Annotated in this window: 14 protein-coding genes; 10 read left to right on the forward strand and 4 right to left on the reverse strand. The window is 58.9% G+C overall.

What is annotated here, in order from left to right; genetic code table 11:
• Positions 1-71 precede the first annotated feature (71 nt).
• Complete coding sequence (locus tag FHT85_RS24475; protein ID WP_112412042.1) at positions 72-2,210, forward strand: DNA cytosine methyltransferase; 2,139 nt, start codon at positions 72-74, stop codon at positions 2,208-2,210.
• Here the strand turns inward: FHT85_RS24475 and FHT85_RS24480 are convergent.
• Positions 2,203-2,877 (reverse strand): hypothetical protein, encoded by a 675-nt coding sequence (locus tag FHT85_RS24480; RefSeq protein ID WP_112412041.1) that lies wholly within the window; start codon positions 2,875-2,877, stop codon positions 2,203-2,205. The two genes, FHT85_RS24475 and FHT85_RS24480, sit on opposite strands and share 8 nt — an antisense overlap.
• Before the next feature lie 724 nt (positions 2,878-3,601).
• Between FHT85_RS24480 and FHT85_RS24485 the strand changes: the two genes are divergently transcribed.
• The 7 genes from FHT85_RS24485 (at position 3,602) to FHT85_RS24515 (ending at position 11,180) form a co-directional block, all read left to right on the forward strand.
• Positions 3,602-3,946 carry a hypothetical protein gene (locus FHT85_RS24485; protein WP_112412040.1) on the forward strand — a complete coding sequence of 115 codons (345 nt, stop codon included), beginning with the start codon at positions 3,602-3,604 and terminating at the stop codon, positions 3,944-3,946.
• Between the two features lie 67 nt (positions 3,947-4,013).
• Positions 4,014-4,400 (forward strand): hypothetical protein, encoded by a 387-nt coding sequence (locus tag FHT85_RS24490; protein ID WP_112412039.1) that lies wholly within the window; start codon positions 4,014-4,016, stop codon positions 4,398-4,400.
• 27 nt (positions 4,401-4,427) lie between these two features.
• Positions 4,428-4,742 (forward strand): hypothetical protein, encoded by a 315-nt coding sequence (locus FHT85_RS24495; RefSeq protein ID WP_112412038.1) that lies wholly within the window; start codon positions 4,428-4,430, stop codon positions 4,740-4,742.
• A gap of 306 nt (positions 4,743-5,048) precedes the next feature.
• Positions 5,049-5,897 carry a hypothetical protein gene (locus tag FHT85_RS24500; RefSeq protein WP_112412036.1) on the forward strand — a complete coding sequence of 283 codons (849 nt, stop codon included), beginning with the start codon at positions 5,049-5,051 and terminating at the stop codon, positions 5,895-5,897.
• Positions 5,898-5,906: 9 nt separating this feature from the next.
• Positions 5,907-8,261, forward strand: a complete 2,355-nt coding sequence (locus FHT85_RS24505; protein ID WP_112412035.1) for a hypothetical protein — start codon at positions 5,907-5,909, stop codon at positions 8,259-8,261.
• A 10-nt stretch (positions 8,262-8,271) separates the two neighbouring features.
• The gene (locus FHT85_RS24510; protein WP_162709723.1) at positions 8,272-9,360 is read left to right on the forward strand and encodes an ATP-binding protein; all 1,089 of its coding nucleotides are present in this window, start codon (positions 8,272-8,274) and stop codon (positions 9,358-9,360) included.
• A complete protein-coding gene (locus tag FHT85_RS24515) occupies positions 9,294-11,180 on the forward strand; it encodes a TniQ family protein (protein WP_162709721.1) in 1,887 nt (628 codons plus the stop codon). Before FHT85_RS24510 ends, FHT85_RS24515 begins: the two co-directional genes overlap by 67 nt.
• 138 nt (positions 11,181-11,318) lie before the next feature.
• Here FHT85_RS24515 and FHT85_RS24520 read toward each other — a convergent pair whose 3' ends face one another.
• The gene (locus FHT85_RS24520; RefSeq protein ID WP_112412146.1) at positions 11,319-11,846 is read right to left on the reverse strand and encodes an HIT family protein; all 528 of its coding nucleotides are present in this window, start codon (positions 11,844-11,846) and stop codon (positions 11,319-11,321) included.
• Positions 11,847-12,567: 721 nt separating this feature from the next.
• On the opposite strand from FHT85_RS24520, the gene FHT85_RS24525 reads away from it, so the two are divergent.
• Positions 12,568-13,302 (forward strand): phosphotransferase enzyme family protein, encoded by a 735-nt coding sequence (locus FHT85_RS24525; protein ID WP_112412032.1) that lies wholly within the window; start codon positions 12,568-12,570, stop codon positions 13,300-13,302.
• A gap of 77 nt (positions 13,303-13,379) precedes the next feature.
• Here FHT85_RS24525 and FHT85_RS24530 read toward each other — a convergent pair whose 3' ends face one another.
• On the reverse strand, positions 13,380-13,640 hold the full coding sequence (locus FHT85_RS24530; RefSeq protein ID WP_112412031.1) for a hypothetical protein: 261 nt from the start codon (positions 13,638-13,640) through the stop codon (positions 13,380-13,382).
• On the opposite strand from FHT85_RS24530, the gene FHT85_RS24535 reads away from it, so the two are divergent.
• Entirely contained in the window at positions 13,641-14,564 is a 924-nt protein-coding gene (locus FHT85_RS24535; RefSeq protein ID WP_312861356.1) for an acyltransferase, read from the forward strand.
• 90 nt (positions 14,565-14,654) lie between these two features.
• Here FHT85_RS24535 and FHT85_RS24540 read toward each other — a convergent pair whose 3' ends face one another.
• Positions 14,655-15,773, reverse strand: coding sequence for an alpha/beta fold hydrolase (locus FHT85_RS24540; RefSeq protein WP_246780079.1), 1,119 nt, complete (start codon positions 15,771-15,773; stop codon positions 14,655-14,657).
• Positions 15,774-15,790: the final 17 nt, after the last annotated feature.

The following is a 15,790-nucleotide window of genomic DNA, read 5'->3' on the forward strand; positions in this document are numbered from 1 at the left end:
GCATTTTACTCATTCCCTTTCCGGGACAGAAGGCTTCAGCCGGTAAGACAGCCCTGAAACAGGAGCTGGCGATGGCTGTAGGTAAAGAACCAAGCGAGGATGTGGGCGTACTGAAAAAGCGCATCCTTGCAAACCGCCGTTCAGTGGCGAAGGCGCAGATCGACATGATAGCTGACATCGAACGCATTCGCGGATCGATGAGCGACGACGACCTCCGAAGCTTCCTCGTCGTCGAGTGCGGCGTCCCGCAAACAGACATCTCCGCAATTCTTTCGTTCAATGAGATCCTTGGTGACCACGCGCACATCCTTCGCAAGCGCGCCACGTCCTTCCCAGTCGTCAAGGCCATCATCACGGCAAACCCCGCCACACGGCAGGCGGCGTTGGACAGCCTTGCAGCCGGTGACGATGTAGACGTCGCGACGATTTCAGCCCTACGCCGTATCGCCACGAGGAACAGCATCGGCGAACGCGCCTACTCCGAGCGCAGTCGCCAGCGTGCCCTGCGCTCCAGCGCCAACGCCAAGACCGCATTTCTTGTCGAAGCGCTTGGAGAGGCTACCGTGACGCTGCTCGACAAGATCGACTCCTTTGTGGATCAGTACGAGCCGGAACCGTCGTACGACCCGGACGACCATGTGGTCTACGCGCCCGGGCACGATGCCGGTATCAAGGACATATCCGAGTTGGCCAAATCGGTCTTCCGACAGTTTCAGGGGCTATATGGCGATATCGTCCTTCCGGAGGCCGGTCTCGATGGTTTGAAGGCCGGTAGCAATCGCCATCGGCTCGCGGCTGCACAGGAATCCTTGAAGCGGTTTGCCAGAGGCAGGTTCGGCTTCGGAGAGCAAGGCTACGGCTTTGCGTTCGAGCGGGGCAATCTCTGGAGTTCAGAACTCCAGGAAGCACTCGAATTCCTGCTTCCATGCAAAACCGCGCCTGAGCCGGCAGCCCCCGAACAGGCAGACGAAGCTCAGCCACTGCGGTTCTTGGAGATCTGCGCGGGAGCTGGCGGACAGGCCATCGGACTTCTCGGCGCAGGATTCACGCCTGTCGCCTTGTTCGATATGAACAAGAACGCGGCCAAGACACTTCGAAAGAACTGGAACTGGACAGTTCGCAAGATCCGCATCGAAGAGGTCAAGGACGTCGATCTACGCCAGTACCATGGCATCGATCTACTTGCTGGCGGCGTCGAATGCAGGGCGTTCTCGGGGGCGGGAAAGCAAAAGGGCGAAAAGGACAACCGCAACCTCTTCGACGAGGCGGTTCGCTACGTCGATATCATCCGGCCGCGAGCATTCTTTTTCGAGAACGTCGATGGATTCACCCACGAGAAATTCATCAGGTACAGGGCCAAGGTATTCCGAAAGCTGAAGGCGCTCGGATACAAGATCGGTCTGCACAGGATGAATGCCGAAGACTTCGGACTTGCGCAATCGCGTGAGCGCGTCGTGCTCGTCGGTATTCGCGACGACCAGCCGGGTCTGTTCTCCACGCCGACGGGCGGGCAGCATACGACAATGAGGGATACTCTCGCTGAAATACTGTTCCCGCATCGGGGACGTGGCGGTGCCGTGTATGACGAATGGGCGGAAAACTGGCTCGCAAAATATGGTGGCCAGACTTCGTACACGGTCCTGTCGAGCCTTTACAAAGCCAGAGGCGAGATCGTGCAACGATGGAAGTCTGAGCTCGGGTTTGAAATAGACGCCAAGCACATCGGTGATGAACCCGCTGCCCTCGGCACCATCGCCGATACTAACGCGCTTCCCTTTCTGACCGTCGACGTGGTCAAGGCACTCCAGGGCTTTCCCAAGGCGTGGAAATTCGAAGGCGGCGCGGTTCAGCAGTTCTACCAGATCGGCAACGCCTTCCCTCCCCAGATGGCGAAGGCCGTCGGTCTTGCCATCTTTCGCGCGCTATCCGGACGACTGCCGAATTCAATCGACGCACCACCACTGGTCCCGTTCGACGAAACCCTGATTGGCATCAAGCCCGCTATAATGCCGCCACGATTGCGTCTGAACGCCATGACAAAGCAGGACGTCTACGACCTGAAGGATCGCTACGGCAAGAAATTTAAGGACGCCAAGAAGCTCCTGGCTCAGGTGAAGGCGGCGGACAAGGAACGGAAGCTCGAGATGGCGGCCTACCTCAAGCAACGCGATGCTCAGCCGGAACCGGGACCGGAGGTCGAGCCTACTTAGGCTTTCGATCCGTTCGCCTTTCGAAGTGGTGAACGAGGGCCTCGTGAATCTGCCAGGGTTCGGGAGCCCTCATCTTTGAGACCGTCTTACCGTTGACCAGAACCTGGCCGGTAACCCCCTTCTCCGTCCAAACGAAGCTGACGGACTGCCCGGCACCGTCCTCGACAGTCAGCGTTTGAACATTGCCGTCGGTCGAAAACGCGATATCGCCGTCGTCCAGCCCGAGAGTTTCCGTGAAGTCCAAGTAGGCCGCGGCGAGTTCCGGAGCCACTTTCTTCTCCAGGGCGCCGGCAGGCAGAAGCACGCACTCCTTTAGATACGCCGCGATTCCCTCCACGAAATCCGACATGACATCGCCCTCGAGGAATTCGAGCGTTTCGCTGTGTCGCGGAACGAATCCTATCCAGCCGGTGTCGCCGAGTTTCACCTTCGAATGGATATGCGCGGTCAACACGACATCTTCCCATTCCGCTCGGGCCTTGCCAGTCTCACCCTTGCCCGGCACGTACAGCTCGACCGGAAGATCCCAATCGCCCGCGCCCTTGCTCCTGAAGACGAGATTCAAATCACCGTCCCGGCGCTCCCCTCGCATCACGAGGCCTCGCTCCTTGAGGATGTGGCCATATCGCTCCTTTGCCTCGATCAGTATCTGCGTGAAGTAGCCCATGGATTCATTCTCCGTATCCGATAAGCATAGGATCGGAGGCGGGCTGGCAAGTCACAAAAGGATTTGAAGGATTCGAGGCTTCATGTCTCAAAATTGTTGACACAAGAACTTAACATGAACGCATAAACATCTGATATAATGATAGATTTTTCTGTAGACTCGGCTTGGTTAATATGTCTTAAATATGAGCACCCTGAGGTGGGAGCCAACCATGACGCGGATATACGCACATTTTATAGGTCAGGCCTGAAGCATCGCAGCGCTGGGTAGAGAGACCCCGGCGAGCATGCTCTGCCCCATGGTTCGGACGCTGAAATAATCCAACAAAAATAGCTGTTTGTACGATTGCAGCCTGTAGTCGGCTCCGCACGGTCAATTCATATCTTAGGACCGGAGTTGTAGCTGGTTATCTCAGTGGGGTTCCACGATGTACGCAGTAGACGATAGCACCTTCCTCCCTCTCGCGGCCGCAATAGTTGCAGCGATAGCCTGATCTCTTTCTGACATTTTTTTGATTTTACCCGGCGCCAACCGCTGCCGGGATCGACCACTCGTGTCCCGACGAAAGTTCTGTCCATGCTGACATTGATCCGATCCGCACGCGCCCCGCCCTGATCTGAAATCCCGCCGCGCGTGCGGCCAAACCCAAAATTCAGATTTGCCGCGAACTCGGTCACTCCGGGGATCGACGGCGCACGTCCACATGTCACCAACGGAGACCGACATGCACACTGCCAACACTGCAAGCCGCCGCACCTCGACCCGCTACTCGCGCGAGGAGATCAAGATCCACCAAGCGTACGCCACGAAGTGCTCTCGCGCAAAGCGCTTCGAGGAGATCGCATCGCGTTTCATGGCGATGAAGGCGGAATGCCAGCTCCTGGGCCTTCGTTGGTGCGCCTTTCAGGAGTTCCGCAACCTCGCCCGCCTTCGCCGTCTGGGAGTCACGCGTGGTGAAACCCGGCTGGTTACGTGGGCACCAGGTGCGGAAGATGACTTCGACGAACCCTCCGACAGCGCGCTGCTGCGCGAGCAGATTGGTCGCGCCATCCTTGGGCGCCTTCACTGATCCGGCTTGCCAAGCGGGAGGGCGCTCCGCCCTTCCGTCTCGTCTCCATTATAGAAGGAGCAGCACAATGCTGCATATCTCACACCCTTACCAGCATGCCGCCAGCGAAATCATCGAGATCCATGGAGCTCGACTTCGCGCATGGGCGGCAGACAATCCCAGCGACAAGTTCACCGACGACGAAATGAGACTGTTCCGCTCGGTCGCGCTTGCCTACGCCGATCCGAGGCGACCGAGCATGCGCGATCTCTACGGGGCGCTGTGCGCGATGATCGATTCCGACCATCGCCGCTCCGGTAGCGCAACGCAGCTTCCGTCGGCGTCGGCGTTCCATCGCCTCGTCCCGAGCCTTCCGACCGAGTTCGTGAACCAGCAGCGCTACGGGCACCGGATTAGCCCGTTCGAGATCATTCGGTCGGCGGAGCCCATCCTCGCTGCGATCGAAGTCGCCTGAAAACCCAACACCAACGGGAGCCAACACATGGACCTTGACAATTTGTCCGCCTCTTCGGACGCGCTCAGCCTGGCAGAGAATGCTGCCGGCGCCACTGCTGGAGATGCCCGTCCGGCCGACTACGCAAACTTCGAGGCCGAAACGCTGGCAGCAGCGTTCCGCGCAGCGGTGAAGGTTCCCGACCACACCTGGAGACTATGGGCCGTTATGGCGGTCCACTTCAAGGAAATGAACGCCCACTTCACATCAGCTGGTGAGCCTCAGCTCAAGGTCATGCCCTACGGCCGCTTCCGAGACTTGGTCTGGGCCACCGTCGGCCGCGCGGAGGACTCCCATGCCTAAGGTCGAACATCGCCGAAAGACTGCACAGCGTAGACGCAGCGAGGATCAAGGGATGCGATGCGCAACGACCGATCGCCTGACCGGGCGCGTCGAGCACTTCGAAAGCGACGCGGAAATGCGCGCTTTCCGTAAGGTCGAACGCGCAAAGCGGGGCCATCAGCTCTCAGATGGTCGGCGACGGAAGATCTTCACTCCATGACACCGCCCGGACCGCCCCGGCTCTAGCGACATTCCTTCCACCAGACAGCCATCGCCCGTCCGCGCGACGCGGCCGGGATCGGACACCTGCGTTCAACGGAGCCTCCAATGACCCGCGTCAGACAGCTTATTCGCTTCATGAAGGAGGTCGAATCCGGATACGACCGCACGCTCCTTCCGCTGCCCACAGAGACTGTATTCCTTAAGCAAGGCGGTCCCCTCTCCGGCCGCTACGTCCCCTTCGAGGCAGATCCACACGACGAAGAGGACTACTCAGGCCTCGTCAGCATTCCCTGGCTGTGGCAGCCAACCGCCGAGGCTACTCCGAGCCGCTGGTATCCGGCACGTACGAAGGGCCATTCGCGAGGCACAATCACGAACCCGAAAACACGAAAGGCAATCTCATACAGCAGCACGTACGAGATGAATCTCGCGTACATGCTTTGCGCGTCTCGCCACATCGCCCTCGTGGAGGATCAGCCGTCCGCAATTCCGGTCATGGATGAGGACGGCGAGAAGAAGCATACGATCGACTATCGGACCACGATGTGCGGATCGCGAAACCGTATTGTGGTCGCCGTCCGCCCGTCCTGGCTCCTGGAAAAGGACGGCCTTCCCGAAACCATCGCCAGCATCAACCTCGGGTCATTGGAGGGTTTCGCCGACGAAGCCACGATCCTCACCGAGAAGGAAATCACTGATGCGCGCGGATGGAATGGAAAGAGCGTGCTCCGCGCCCTGAATTCTTCGGTCGCCGACGACAACGAAAGACTCCGTGATTTCGCGTCCAAGTTCCAGGGAACCGTTTGCCTGATGACTCTGACGGCGAGTTTCGAGCAGAGGGCTGCGGCGGAGAATGCCGTGTGGTGCCTGATCCACGACGAGGTCCTCGTTCCGGTCCGGCCCGACCTCAGGCTCGTCGACGCCCCCTTCGTTCGCTTCAACCACAAACACTAGGAGAATACCATGCAGGATCACATCCGAACTGCGCTCGCCCTCCAGCACGCGCCCGTCTCGCTCCCATTCGTCAAACTTCCAGAAGGCGCTCGCGTCAAGGATCTCGGCATCGAGTACAATGTCCTCTACTGCGACCGAAACGGTGCCGTGCTTCGCCGGATGGACGAGACAAACGCGAACATCAGCTTCACCCAGGTCGACCTCAACGAGCGCCTGAACCGCGCCGTGAACCCGATGACGGTCGAGTTCGGCTTCTATTCCAAAAGCAAGGCGGACGCACGAAACCGGGGCGCTTCCAGCCTGAGCGTGCTCGCTTCGAAGGACCAGGAAGACGTCCTCCGGAAAGAGTTCGTCGTCCGTAAGTTTCTTGAGCTGAAGGAACAGAACAAGGAAGAGCGGAGGGTGGCCCGCATCGATGGCCTTCCGCTGCCGCCTTCTGTGAGCAAGTCCCGCGAATCCCTGCTCCGCGTCATCCCGATCATTGCTCGGGCGTGGCGTGAGTTGCAGATTTCTTCCGGATCCGCCTGGTCCAACAGAAAGCCCACGGCCACGGGTCGTGTGAACTACACGACAAAGGCCAAGGTCGAGCTGTGGGAACCCAGTCCATCCTCGGTGAAAGGCTGGATCCTCGCCTTGGAAGAGAACCAGTTCGATCCAACGTGCCTGAAGAACAACTACCGCAGCGAGCGCCCCGAGTACTTCACGCCGGACGAATTCCGGTATCTCAACGACGCCGTCCGCGCTGCCTGCTCGACCACCAAGCCCGATCTTGCTGAGATCCACAGGGGTATGGTGGGACTGATGGAAGCAGCAAACAAGTTGCGTCCCCCTGAGGATCAGCTACGCATCCCGTGCGAGGACACACTGCGCAATCGATACAATGCGCTTCCGGACATGTGGCGTGAACTCGGCCGGGACGGCCGGGAGACCGCGCGCAAAGAGTGGCAGCCCGAACATGGAGGCATCGACGTTGTCCGCGCTCTCGAGCGTATCGAGTGCGACGACCACGAGATCGATCTCCAGACCCTCCTGGTGAAGATCGGCATCTGGAAGACGCTCTCCAAGGCTGAGCGGAAGAAGATCAAGCGGATCCGGCTCTGGATCACCGCCATGATCTGCGTTGCCACCCGCTGCATCATCGCCCTGCACGTCAGCGCAGAGCCGCCGTCGCTGAAGTCGGCGATGACGGCTCTGGAAATGTCGACGCGCGACAAGACGGACATTGCCCGCCGCCTCGGCTGCCAATCGCCGTGGATGCAACACGGCACCGGGGAGACGGTTGCGGTCGACAGCGCCGTATACTTCGCGCATCGCCCGTACCGTGTGGCCGTCAACGACATGGGCTGCGGCATCTTCCTACCCCGTGCCGGTGATGCCTCCATGCGCGGCTTCATCGAGCGCTGGTTCCAGACCTGCGCCCATCAGATGTTCAACTACTTCGATGGCCGGACTTGGGGATCCATCGCCGAAAAGGGTGACTACGACTCCGAAGCCCATGCCGCCGCCGTAGCGGATCTCGTCGCCGAATGCCTGATCCGCTGGGCTGTGGACGGTTATCACAATGCTCCGCATGCGGGCCTGAACGGCGCGACGCCTTTCAATCGTTGGCTCGAACTCGCGCGCGACCACGGTGTGCAGCCGGGTCCAACCGGGGCGCTAAGAACCCATCTCTTCGGCACGTACGTGAAGCGCGTCATCTCCAAGAAGGGCTACCGCGTCGCGGGTCTTTATTTCCAGAGCAAGGAGCTGCAGCAGATCCGGCGCAAGTCCAAGAAGACGCCTGTCCTTGGGCGCGTAAACAATCACAACCTCGACGCTGTCTCGATCCTCACCGAAAAAGGATGGATCGAGGTCCCCTGCGTTCATCGCGAACTCGCTGGTGTCAGCATCTGGCAATGGCTTGCGGCGGTCGAACGGCTGAGGCTCTTCAACAGCGAGAACGCAAAGGCCTCGCGACAGATCCTTGTCGACACCTTCGCGTGGCTGAAGCAGCAGGCCGAGATGGCGCGTCTCGAGGCCGGGCTGGTGAACCCGGTCCTGACCGACGAGGACTACCAGCGCTTCGAGCGCAAGATGGACCAGGAGTTTGATCTCGCCGAAGCGCCTGTCAAGGGCGAGCCCCGCCCCGAAGGAGAATGGCGCCCCTCGGACGAGCTTTTCGCGGCGCTGCGCATCTCGCCGATCGTCTACGCGAAAACTCGCACCGCCAAAGTCATCCGCGAGGAAGCCGAAGCCGGAGGTCGTCCGGCCCTCGGCACACCGCTCGCACTCCCGCGGCCGCAGGAACCGAAACCCGAGGATGATGCGAACGACGACGCCCCCGTCATCCTCCGCATCAGCAACGACATTTTCGACGACGAATAAGGAGCACGCTGTGACCCAGCCCGAAAACTACGAATCCAAACGCAGCCAGGCCGCCATTGACCGTGTCCGGGGTTTGGTCGGTGCCGACCGCCTTTCGGTGGCCGACCGCATCGCACAGCTCTACAGCGAGTACATCGCCCTGGATCGCGACAAGCTCCTCAGGGATGCACTTGTGGCTTCCATCGCAAGCGTGACCACACCGATCACGGGCAAACCCGACAAGCGTCGCATCGTGGCGGTTTGCGGCCGCTCCGGCGCAGGGAAGACGACGTCGATCATGAAGCATATCCAGAACCTCAACGCGATGGCGGCGTACTTCGATGAAGATGGGGTGCGGATCCATCCCGTCATCTTCATCGAGGCTCCCTCCCCCTGCACACCTCGCCTCCTCGCCATCGCCGGCCTCGAAGCTCTGGGGCATACGCCGCCCGACCGAATCCGAGAGAACGAGGCATGGCTGCTTTTTCGTCGTCTGCTGAAAGTTCACAAGGTGATGTGGGTCGTCATCGACGAAGCGCAGCACACCATAGAGTCGGCCACCATCCGGGAGGCGACCGTGATCGGCGATGCGTTCAAAAACCTCACGCAGATGCCGGACTGGCCCGTGCGGCTGATTCTGGTAGGCGTTGCCCCGCTCGCGAGCTTTCTCGCCCGCAAGCAGCTCTACAACCGCCGGACCGTGGTGCCGTTCGATGCCGTTGATGCCAATGAGAACACCGATCTCGTCGAGAGCATCCTCAACACGATCGTCCTCGAGCATGCCAGCTTGGAGCTCGGGATTGATCTGAAAGAAGGAGATTTCCTGAAGCGGCTGATGCATGCCTGCGACGCCGAGTTCGGATCGGTTGTGCAGATGATCCGCGCCTCAGTCGAGCTCGCTATGCTTGCCGGCCGCGAGCATGTGCTTCTCGAGGATTTCGTCAAGACCTACGCGTCGTTCTCGGGATGCAGACCCAGCAAGAACGTCTTCACGGCAGCAAACTGGCAGGATCTGGATCCCGCCACGGCTCTGCTGCGCGATGACGACCGCGCTTGGGAAGAGAACAAGTTGAAGACCAAGGGCAAGAACGCCACCAAATATGGAGTACGTCCTCAATGAACAGACTGTCTGAAATCATTAACTTCAATGCTGGCGAGAGCGTTGCGAGCTACTGCTCTCGTCTCGCAGCGGCATGCGGGTACCGTCACGCGCGTTCGTTTGGGGCCGACTTAGGGTTCCGCTTCCAGGGGCTTGCGGTTGGATGCAACGATGACATCGAAAAATTCCGCTCGGTCGTCGGAGTGCCAACTTCATTTTTGGCTCCTGGTATCATCTCCTCCGACAACCGCTTCAGCCTTGTCGCGGGACAGCTCCTCTCCCGCGCATCCGTGCAACGGCAGCGGCTGCGGTTCTGCCCCTACTGCGTACTCGGTGACGAATGCCAGAAAGGTGGCCGGCGCGGTTTCCGTTCCTTCGGCCGTGTCGACTGGTTGGTGAAATCGATCCGGTGCTGCGAAGACCATAGGGTGCAACTGATGACCTGTGACAAGGATCCGCCTCCCGTCTTCATCCACGATTTTGCCGCCAACCTCGCACAGCTTGGCGACGTGAGGCGCATGTTGTCCGACGTCGAATTCATGAAGCCTGACAGGCTCCAGCGATACGTGAAGGAACGGCTCCGCGGAAAGCAGACCGAAGCGGCGTGGCTCGACAGCCTCCCTCTCTACGTTGCCGTTCGCCTGTGCGAGACTGTCGGGGTAGCAGAGCGCCACGGCACCCAATTCCATACATCCAACATCAACGAACACGAATGGTCGGCGTGTGCCGGTGCTGGCTATGATCTCCTCCGCGGCGGCGAGCAGGACTTCCGTCATTATCTGCGCAGACAGGTAAAGTGCTTCTATGGAAAACTGAGCGACATGGGCGGGCGCTCGATTTTCGGCCGTCTTTACGAGCGCCTCGCTCACGAAACGGAAGACAAGGCATTCGACCCGATCCGCCAAATCATGCGGGACGTCGCCCTGGACAGTCTCCCGCTCGGGCCAGGTGACGAGTTCTTCGGTCCAGTCACCGAGAGGCGGCTTCACTCCGTGCAGTCGGCATCCGTAGAATTCGGCGTTCATCCGAAACGGCTGCGGAAGACGCTCGTGAACGAAGGGCTGATCCCGTCCGAAGACAAGTCGAAGACGTTCGAAAGGATCCTGCTCGACGCGAAAACGATGCAAAGGTTCGCCCTCGTGGCCAAGAGCAGCCTCAATGTGCCGGACGCGAAAAAATACCTTGGTGCCGAGCGCGTCCAATTCGAGATGCTGGTGAAGCACGGCTTCATCCAGCCCGTCGGCGGCAATGGCGCATCAGCCGAAGTTGCTGTCGACCGCAGGTTTTCCCCGGACGATCTCGATAACCTGCTCCGCCGCCTGAAGGCCGCCGACACGCGCGCTGACAACAATGGTCTTAGCGATCTCCGAGAGATCATGTCCAAAGCGGGCTGCACGTTCGCCGAAGTCATCGAACTCGTGCTCAGCGGCACGTTGGCGAAGGTATCGTGGGTCGCAGGCGAGACTGGGCTTGCAGCCATCAGACTTGACGCGGACGAGATCAAGGCAAAAACGATCGGCGACGATCATGGCTGCTTCTCTCTCCGCCAGCTCGAGACGGTCATTCCGGCCTCGGGCAAGATCATCAAGGCATTGGTCGAGGGCGGTCACTTGCCGTCGGTCAAGCGACGCAATCCGGTGAAGCGGAACATGCAGACTGTGGTCGAGCCCAGCGCGCTCGAGGCGTTCATGAATCAGTATCTGTCCTTGGGCAACTTCGCCACCAGCCGGCGGACACGTACTTGGAACCTGAAGCGCGATCTCGACCATGCCGGAATTGCGCCGATCTTTGTGGCGGCCGAGATGCCGTTCTACCGAAGGTCGGACATCGAGCGCTTTTAAGGAACTACTGATTAGAGAGTCAACGAAGCCGGGTTCTGCCCCAGCCACTAACTTAAATGTGGAATCGCTGAAATTTTACAGTTCCACATTCCCGTCCACGGAAGGGGGGCGGGAATGCTGACAGGCTCAAACCGAAGCTCAAGCATCCGAAGAGCTACGTTGTTGGTCTTTCAATTCGGCGGCAAGCGCCGCCCTTATGCGCTCTGCTAACCGCGCCATTTCGGGCTCATCAATCTGCAAGATACCATTTTCGGCCATCAGTGCATGGTATTGCTGTCTCTCTAAAGGTACGCCGCTTGGTAGCGGTGCAACGTGAAAATGAAGATGACTATTTGCTTGCTGACTGCCGAGGGATAGTGCGTATATCCGTTCAGCGTTGAATGTCTTTTTCAGCGCCCGAGATAGGAGGTAGACCATCTCTTGTAAGCGAAGGTACTCGGCTTTGCTCAGGTCTTTCGAGAAGTCCTCACGATGCTCACGAGGGCATACGAGGCAATACCCTTCCAGCGTTGGATACCTGCTCAAGAAAATGATCGTCTCTGAGTCTTCGTAAACGCGGTGATGAAAGAAGCTCGGATCATCAGCGACACAGCCGCAGATGAAGCATGGTCTGGTCCCAATTCCATCTAGGTAACGGTCTAGGTCGAAAGGTACGCGTGTTGTCACAATCGTTCTCCTCTCCGGGGTTGAGCAATCATTAGAAGTACACCACGCCTTCGAGGCGGATCGCGCCTTTAGCCAAGCCGAGGTGCGCATTGCTGGAGTATTCCCCTGCCTCCGCTTGCCGATGTAGTTGAAGTAGGCGCGGAACATCGCGAGCATCTTCTCTACCATGTCCAGGGAATAGAACGGCGGCGACTCCGAAGTTCGGCCAATGCGGATTTTTGCAAAAATTGACGTTTGCTCCCTGGAAGGTAGAGGCAATCGAAGCCGCTTTGGATCTTCCGGAGAAATCTCCGGCATGAGCAATACCCCCGATAACCGGTGTTATTAGGGGTATTGCTGAACATGGTCCTAACGATTCCACATTTAAGTTAGTGGCTGGGGGTTCTGCCCGGCTTTTTTGATGCCGTGTTCAATTGGCCAGTTTTAGCTTCCGATATGGCCACTTCTGGATCGGTTTTTGCGATCCTTGTAGCGAATATCAATGGGTTACAAACGAAATGGCCAATACCAACGTCGTTTTCTCATGATGTGAGCTGCGTCATATCGACGTTACGTTCGGCGCAAAGTCGGTGTCATTACGCAAACAAACGCTCACCGGGTCCGCAATGGCCCGGTGAGTTCGTTTCGGCGCTATTATGGCGGCTCCTGACCATTGGCATTGCCCGCGCCGGCGGACAAAATGAGTCAGGCAAAGCACTAATCACGCGCCAGGATATCGCCAATGGGATGGGAAGCACTCGCGCAATGGGATGAAAACGCGGTCCGCCTCGAACCACTCACCGGTGGAGTTGCCAACGATGTGTGGAGCGTTCGCATCCACGGAGGGATTGCCGTCGCTCGTCTCGGTTCCAGGTCCGATGCTGATCTTGGTTGGGAAACCGCCCTGCTCCAGCACCTCGATCATGAAGGCATGACCGTTCCGGTGCCGATTCCGACGATGGACGGTCGGCTGTTCGTGGACGGTCTGGTGGTGATGAAATACCTGGAAGGTGGACCGCCGGAGACAGGGGCCGATTGGCGTCGTGTCGCCAAAACATTACGCGAGCTGCACCGGCTGACGCAGGGCTGGCCTCAACGGCCCGGCTGGAAATCGTCGACCGACCTCCTGCATGTCGAAGCCGGAACGAGGATCAATCTTGCCGCGATGCCGCCCGATGGCGTCGCTCGATGTCGAGCAGCGTGGGCGCGTCTCGTCGGGCGTCAGACATGCGTCGTCCATGGAAATCCCAATAACCCTGGCAATATCCGCATGACCGCAGATCGCGTCGCGTTGATCGACTGGGACGAGTCACATGTTGACGTTCCAGACCTCGACCTCGTATTGCCCCACAATGCTGCCGATCTGAACGACTGTGCTTATGATGCTGCCGCACAGGCATCTGCAGCATGGGAAGCTGCCGTCTGCTGGCGGGACGAATACGCGGTCAAGCGGCTTGCCGAAGTTAGAGCGGTCTGATCGGCTTCGACGGAATTGCCGGTGCCTTGCCTGCGGGAGACGCTTTTTAGCTTGGTCGGCGTTCATGCCACATCACCTCAGATGTCCCGATTTCGAACACGAAATGGCGGGAAATCATCCATTTTGATTGAAATTGTTGCCACCAGCCATATCTGCCGTACTCCAAGCCATTTCGCATGAGTATCCGGCCTTTCGACGCATTCTATTGCTAAATCGGCCATCAGGGCATCGGCGATAATAGTCCAGTCGCAGGAGGCACCATCCTGAAAACCGGCAACGATATCAAGAGCATCCAGTATCTGCGCGCCATCGCGGCGATCTCCGTCCTTTGCTTCCATGTGAGCGAAACATACGGCCTGAACTTCAAGATCGGGGCGGCGGGGGTCGATATATTCTTCGTCATCAGCGGCTTTATCATGTGGGTTACGACGGTTGGAAAGCCGATCGGCCCGCAGGAATTCATGTGGCGCCGGATCATCAGGATCGTGCCGCTTTACTGGATTGCGACATTGGCAACATTTGCCGTGGCCGTGTTGAAACCGCAGTTCTTCTTCGACACGAATTCGAGCGTCGGCAATCTGTTGGGCTCGTTGTTTTTCGTGCCTATTATCAAGGATGAAGCGCTCCAACCCGTCGTCGAACAAGGCTGGACCCTGTCCTATGAGATGTTCTTCTATCTTATCTTTTCGGTTTCATTGCTCCTGCCGGAGTTCCGTCGGCTATGGTTCCTGATCGTGATCCTGGGGGCCGTCGTCATTGCGCATTTCCTGCTGCCCTACGGGTATGCCAGCATTTTTACGCAGCCGATCATTCTGGAATTCGCCGCCGGAATCGTCATCGGGCATCTGTGGAAGCAAGGATATCGGCTGCCCTTTCGCGTCGCCATGGGCTTGATGATCATCGGGGTCGTGCTGCTAATCGCGAGTGACCCGCTAATCCATCTGGAACGCGCCGTGCGCTGGGGCATACCGGCAATGTTGCTGCTATCGGGCGCCGTTTTCGCTGAGCGGGAACGAGGCGTGCCGCAGCTGGCATTCCTGCACTTCCTGGGGGATGCCTCCTATTCCATCTACGTTTGGCACGTCCTCACGGGCATCCTGGTCACGGCGCTGCTTTTGCGTCTCGAGGTGCCGCACGATATGCAGCCTATGCCTATCGCATTGGGTTCGCTGGCCTTTGCCATCGTTTTCTACTTGGGCATCGAGCGTCCGATACAGCGAAAAATCAGATCGTCGCGCCCGCGGCCGGCCTATCGCAACTGAAGCATGAAAGTGGACGGTCGGATCACTCCGGACCCCAAAAGCCCCACCACCTGCATGTGATCGCGATGCGGATCGACCACTCTAGAAAACTTACGGCACCGCTCCGGATACTTTTGCAGTCGCATCGATAACCGGGCAGGATTGCGGCACCGGGCGATCGAACAGAACAGCAATGCCGCAATCCGATGTGAACATCGCTTCGTCATCATGTCCCACGCCCGGCACCTCGACGACCTTCTGATTGAGATCGGATGGATGCCGCTTTCTCATATAGTCGAAATAGGTCAGCCCGCGCGCGAGCCGATACGGTCCCTGCGCCACTGCTCCGCAGGAGCGATCGATGAAATGGGTGTAGGGATTCGTGTCCGCCTGCCCCAGCAGATAGACGACATTGCGCGCGGCATATCTGTTTTCGAGGAGTTTCGGATCCTGTGTGGACACGTAAGGCGGTGCGCCGGCCAGACCATATCGCCATTGCGTCGCCTTTGGGCACGATGCCAACCCTGCCTGCTGATCTTGCAAGGCCGGTCGTTCGTTGTCGAAATAGAGATAGCTCGAAGGATTGGCGACGAGGTAGCGGACGGAGATGCCGGCGCTCGTCAAATCTTCGATCTCTCTTGCGGCCACGGCATAACGCTGGACCAATTGCGCTCCTGCCGAATGTCCCATCACCACGATGGTCTTCAGAGACGGATACAACCGACGATCGGCGAAATGCTTGAGCAGGGCATCAAGCGCGGCAAAAGAACTGATCGGCGCCGGCTGGCGCGCGGCCTCACCGCCTTTCCAGCCATTCTGCGTCCAGGCGAGCGTCTGCGCATTTAGTGAGAACGCGTCCACGTCAGGCCCTATCAGGAATTGCGGTGCGACTACCATCGTACCGTCGGCGAGATCCCCCGCCTTCGCGAGCAGCTCCTCTCCGGCGGCGTAATAGGCATCGGCATTTCGGAGCGTGCCATGAATTATGATCAGCACCTTCGTCACATCGGGCGATGCCGCTTCGATCGCATGATCCGCGTACATGGGCAGCTCCCCTTTGCCATCGGGCGTGTCGAGGAGCAGGCGTTGATCCGCGATCTCCTTGACTGGTTCGTTGAGCCGCTGGTGTTCGGAAGTCGCATTGGCCAATTGAGCTTCGCCCGACACGCCGATGGCGATCAGCGCTGCGATCGTCAGTCGGGCGCAAACCCGGCCCTGAGTGCTTCTCATAATCTTCATCTGTAAAA

The sequence above is a fragment of the Rhizobium sp. BK312 genome (assembly GCF_014193605.1).
Lineage (GTDB): Bacteria > Pseudomonadota > Alphaproteobacteria > Rhizobiales > Rhizobiaceae > Rhizobium.

Excerpts from the sequence above, each read along its gene's own strand:
- FHT85_RS24485 (WP_112412040.1), top strand. The coding sequence starts at position 3,602 with ATGCACACTGCCAACACTGCAAGCCGCCGCACCTCGACCCGCTACTCG.
- FHT85_RS24530 (WP_112412031.1), bottom strand. The coding sequence starts at position 13,640 with ATGGAAGCAAAGGACGGAGATCGCCGCGATGGCGCGCAGATACTGGAT.
- FHT85_RS24505 (WP_112412035.1), top strand. The coding sequence starts at position 5,907 with ATGCAGGATCACATCCGAACTGCGCTCGCCCTCCAGCACGCGCCCGTC.
- FHT85_RS24495 (WP_112412038.1), top strand. The coding sequence starts at position 4,428 with ATGGACCTTGACAATTTGTCCGCCTCTTCGGACGCGCTCAGCCTGGCA.
- FHT85_RS24490 (WP_112412039.1), top strand. The coding sequence starts at position 4,014 with ATGCTGCATATCTCACACCCTTACCAGCATGCCGCCAGCGAAATCATC.
- FHT85_RS24525 (WP_112412032.1), top strand. The coding sequence starts at position 12,568 with ATGGGATGGGAAGCACTCGCGCAATGGGATGAAAACGCGGTCCGCCTC.
- FHT85_RS24500 (WP_112412036.1), top strand. The coding sequence starts at position 5,049 with ATGACCCGCGTCAGACAGCTTATTCGCTTCATGAAGGAGGTCGAATCC.
- FHT85_RS24475 (WP_112412042.1), top strand. The coding sequence starts at position 72 with ATGGCTGTAGGTAAAGAACCAAGCGAGGATGTGGGCGTACTGAAAAAG.
- FHT85_RS24540 (WP_246780079.1), bottom strand. The coding sequence starts at position 15,773 with ATGAGAAGCACTCAGGGCCGGGTTTGCGCCCGACTGACGATCGCAGCG.
- FHT85_RS24480 (WP_112412041.1), bottom strand. The coding sequence starts at position 2,877 with ATGGGCTACTTCACGCAGATACTGATCGAGGCAAAGGAGCGATATGGC.